Raw genomic sequence first — 4,191 nt, 5'->3', positions numbered from 1 at the left:
GCGCCGTCAGAGCGATCAGCGTCGCCAGCGCAGCCAGGACCGCCCGCACGTACTTGCCGCGCAGCGGCCGCCGCAGCCGCACCCAGCCACGGGCGGCGCGACCGAGCAGCGGATGCACGGCGCGGCTCAGCAACCGCACGGCACGACCTCGCGCACCGCAACCGAGCGGCTTGGGCTGGACACCGGCCGCGGCTCGGCCGGAGGATCAGGGAACTGGCGCATCACACTGACGTTAGCAGATCGCAGGCCGGTTCGGGAGCACGCCCGGCCGGCCGAGGGAGGAGCGCCGGATGGGACCGAATAGCTCTCGCATGCGTATCGCCACCCCGTCGGCATGCTTGCTCGCCATTGCGGTGGGGCTCAGCGCCGTTTACGCGATCCCGCTGATCCACCCGGCCGATCCGCCGCTGCAGCGGCTGGCCGACGAGGCCGCCCTGCAGGGCGTCACCGCGCTCGCCGCCAGCGCGGCCGTGTCACAAGAGCGTAGCACCGCAGTCTCGACCGCAGCCGCCCGCCGCGTTCTCGGCAACCGCGAAGTGACGGTGCGGGCCAGCAAGCGGTCCGCCGACGAACTCGAAGTCTCGGTCGAAGTCACCGATCCGGCAACCCGACAGCGCGTCCGTTCGAGCGCGCGCTACCTGCCGCCGAGTTTGGGCCGCATCGATCAGAAGTCGGCGGCGATCGGCCGCCGCTCCGGCCCGCCCGCGCATCTGTAGACGGCCTCGCGCCACGCCTGGGCGCGGGCCTACTGCATCTTGCCGGCGAAAATGCCGGCGCCGAGATAGCCCGGCCCGCTGATCGCCAGATTGCCGCCCATCTCGCCGACCGGGCTCGACACGCCGCGGAAGAACGCGCCGGTCATCGCCATGTTGCGCGAGCCGACGTCGCCGGCGAGCGACCCGACGAAGCCGGTCGAGCCCTGCACAAACGACACCTGCCCGGCATAGTTGGTGCCATCGAGGCCGGAGACGCTGACCTGTCCGGTGCGCGCGCCGAAATTCACGGTGTTGCTGAAACTGCCGGCCGCGTAGTAGCTGCTGCCGGCGTTCTGGATCGCCGCGACCGCGTGGCCCTTGTAGGTCGCCTGCCCGCTCAGCGGCACCTCGCCGGCGGTGGTCGGACGGCCCGCGACCCAGAAGCCGTGAGCGAAATCCTTGTACGGCCCCTGGTCGCTGACGCTGCTCCAGAACCCCCATTTGGTGTAGTCGCAGTCGCAAGGCGTCGCGTTGCCGAAGCCGTATTCCGTGACCAGTTGCTGCGCCATGTCGCGCGAGATCGCCACCATCACGCCGTCCTGGTTGGTGATCGGCGCATTGTCGATCGTCGACACGATCTGGCCGTTGCGGCGAATGGCGGGGGCGGCGACGAAGTTGGAGGAATCGTAAAATCCGCTCTGCGGATCCTCGTTCGGATCGAGGAAACCGAACTGATACTCGAACGACCCAGGCAAATACTGGCCGTTCTGATCGTGCGACACGGTGCCGTCGAAATTCGCCTGCACCCGCCGCCGGACGCTGTCGATCCCGACCGACGCGGTTCCGGTATAGGAGCCGACCGAGCCGCCGTATGTGTAGCCGCTGCCCGAGGTGAGCCAAGCCGTCATCAGGCCGCCGACGAAGCCGAACAGCGACGAGTCCTTGGTTTCGGCCTTCTCCACCGCCGCCTGCTGCGTCGAGGTCTGGATCGTCTGGTTCAGCGACGAGGCAGTCTGATTGATCGGCGGCAGCGGCGTCGGCGCCGGCAGAGGGGTCAGCGAGCCGGCGACCGAGCCGTTCGGGCTGCCGGTGGCGCGGGCCTCGGCGCGCTGCACGTTGCCGCGCGAGGCAGTGCCCTGCCCGGCGCCGCCGCTTTGCCCCGGAGCGCTCTGGAACGATCGAATGAGGTTCTGCACGAAGTTCGGCGGCGGCGGGGCCGGCGGCGACGGCGGCTGGCCGCCGCCCGGGGTCTGGGTGAATTCGCCGGCGCCGAGCGTCACGGTGCCGCCGGGCGTCGTCACCGTCGAGGAGCCGTAGCCGGCGAACACGAAGCCCGGGCCGATCATCGCCACGCCGCCGCGAATGCCGATGGTGGCCGAAGCGGTCTTGATCTCGGCGTCGCCGGTGTGGCTGATCTGGCCGCCGACGAAGCGCAGCGCGCCCTTGCCGAGCCGGGCGGCGAGCTTGCCGGTGCCGGCGTTCGGATCATAGACGTATTCGTCGATCGTCAGATCGCTGTTCGGCCCGACCGTCATCGAGGTCTTGTCGATGAACAGGATCTGCACCGAGCCTTTGTCGGTGGTCTTGATCCGCTCCTTGTGGGTGATCGACTCGCCGATCGAAATCGTCCGCGTATTCGCGGTGGCCGCAGGGTTCACCGCAGACGCCTTGCCGACCTCCTGCGCCACGACCGTTGTCGCCACATTCCCAGCGGCGATCAACGCGCCGGCACCGATCAGCCATCCCGACAGACGCATCGCGAGCCTCCTCAGAAACGCACCGTCGGGCCCATCGAGGCCGACAGATTGTTGGTGCGATAGTTCGGCAGGTTGGAGTCGATCTTGGTGTACAGCACCTGGGTGCGCAGACCGACATTGCCGGCGATCTGCGCATCGAGGATCGCGCCGTAGCGATACTCGTCCTCGCGCCGCGCCTGGGTCGGATCGACGATGAAATTCGGCGCGTCATAGGTCGAGCGGCTGTAGCCGACGGTCGGCGCCACCACGAATTGATGCGGCTGGCCGAACAGCGGCACCACGAACTCGACCGGGAACGCCATGTCGATCGAATAGCGCTTGTAGCTGTTGTAGTCGGCGACCGCCTTGTTGACGTCGTAGCCGCCGCGCGTGGTCCAGTGCACCGGGCCGAACTTGAAGTCGGTGGTGATCGCCGCGGTGGTCAGGTCGCCGGTCTGGGTGCCGGCGGTCGGATAGTAGGTGGAGTCGCTGAACTTGCGATGCCGGGTCTCAACATAGCCTTCGATCAGGCCGTTGTCGCCGATCGTCGAGCGCGCCGACAGGCCGCCGCCGAGCGCGCTGAAATAGCTGTAGTCGCCGAGCCAGACCTTGTCGCCGATCGCGTAGTATTTGAACGAGGCGTTCTGGCCGAGGCCGACGCGGTGTCCGATCGTCCCCTCCAGCAGGCCGAGATTGAACTGGCTCTGGGTGAACTGCCGCGAATTGTAGCCGAGGAAGGTGGTCTCGATCGCGTCGCCGCGCAGATTGAGCTTGTAGGCGTAGGCCGCCGTGATGCTCTGGAACGCGCTCCAATCCGGCTTGCGGCCGAACCGCGGATCGAGGATGGCATCCTGGCCGAGCGCGCGCACCTGCAGCGAGTTCGGGCCGATATTGGCGTTGGTCTGGTAGCGCATGCCGCCATGCATAAACACGCTGTATTCGTGCTTCGACATCCGGCGGTCGATCTCGGCCAGATACGCCATCACCTGGGCGCGGATATCGTCCGGCACGTTGCCGCCGTTGATCGCGTCCAGCAGATAGCCGCGCGCGATCTCGTAGGACGCCAGCTTGAAATACAGCACGCCGAGTTCGAGTTTGACGCGCGGTAGATCCGGATTGAAGAACAGCATCCGCTCCAGCGCGCCGATCGCCGCCTCGTAGTCGCCGCGCTCGACTGCGGCGTGGGCGAACTTGAAGCTGACATCGAGATTTGCCGGCTGCTGATACATCTGGTTGAACAGCGCGTCGTAGCCCTGCTGCACCACGGCTGCCGGCGTCGGCTTCGCCTCCTGCGCCGACGCGCCGGAGACGGCGATCAACATCGCCGCCACAGCCCCCGCCCCTGTCGCTTTCAATCGCACGCCGCACCCCGAAATCATCTGGTCTGGAAACCGTTTGCTCGTTGGCCGAGCTAATTGGTCGGGATTTTGCGGGAGGCGTTCGCCCGGCGGTATCTTTTTTTCCGCGAAGGCACCGCAATTGCACCCCGCCGTTGCCTTTTTGCCACGTGAAATGCCAGAAATGTCCCGAAACAGAACGGAACCGGCAATTCGCGCAAGAATTGAGCGTCCTTGCGATGAATAGTCCCGCCTCACCCGCCCCGACCGTGCCGCCCGAACCGCGGCCGCCGCGCAACCCTCGATGAGGAATCCGGATGTCCACCACCGCCGCGACCGCCACCTCGCCGTTCGAAATCCGCCATGCAGTGGTGATCGCCGCGCCGCCCGAAACCGTGTTCGACTACGTCACCAACCCCAGGT

Annotated in this window: 3 protein-coding genes; 1 reads left to right on the top strand and 2 read right to left on the bottom strand. The window is 67.1% G+C overall.

What is annotated here, in order from left to right; all coding sequences use genetic code 11:
* Positions 1–311 precede the first annotated feature (311 nt).
* Positions 312–716 (top strand): hypothetical protein, encoded by a 405-nt coding sequence (locus DU475_RS23190; protein WP_164633453.1) that lies wholly within the window; start codon positions 312–314, stop codon positions 714–716.
* A gap of 29 nt (positions 717–745) precedes the next feature.
* On the opposite strand, the gene DU475_RS23185 is transcribed toward DU475_RS23190, so the two are convergent.
* On the bottom strand, positions 746–2,452 hold the full coding sequence (locus DU475_RS23185) for a FecR family protein (RefSeq protein ID WP_164633452.1): 1,707 nt from the start codon (positions 2,450–2,452) through the stop codon (positions 746–748).
* An 11-nt stretch (positions 2,453–2,463) separates the two neighbouring features.
* The gene (locus DU475_RS23180; protein WP_246700406.1) at positions 2,464–3,753 is read right to left on the bottom strand and encodes a tetratricopeptide repeat protein; all 1,290 of its coding nucleotides are present in this window, start codon (positions 3,751–3,753) and stop codon (positions 2,464–2,466) included.
* Positions 3,754–4,191 lie beyond the last annotated feature (438 nt).

It is taken from the genome of Rhodopseudomonas sp. WA056, from assembly GCF_010906995.1.
Lineage (GTDB): Bacteria > Pseudomonadota > Alphaproteobacteria > Rhizobiales > Xanthobacteraceae > Rhodopseudomonas > Rhodopseudomonas palustris_G.
This window is presented reverse-complemented; position numbering and strand designations above follow the sequence as displayed.

Excerpts from the sequence above, each read along its gene's own strand:
- DU475_RS23190 (WP_164633453.1), top strand. The coding sequence starts at position 312 with ATGCGTATCGCCACCCCGTCGGCATGCTTGCTCGCCATTGCGGTGGGG.
- DU475_RS23185 (WP_164633452.1), bottom strand. The coding sequence starts at position 2,452 with ATGCGTCTGTCGGGATGGCTGATCGGTGCCGGCGCGTTGATCGCCGCT.
- DU475_RS23180 (WP_246700406.1), bottom strand. The coding sequence starts at position 3,753 with ATGTTGATCGCCGTCTCCGGCGCGTCGGCGCAGGAGGCGAAGCCGACG.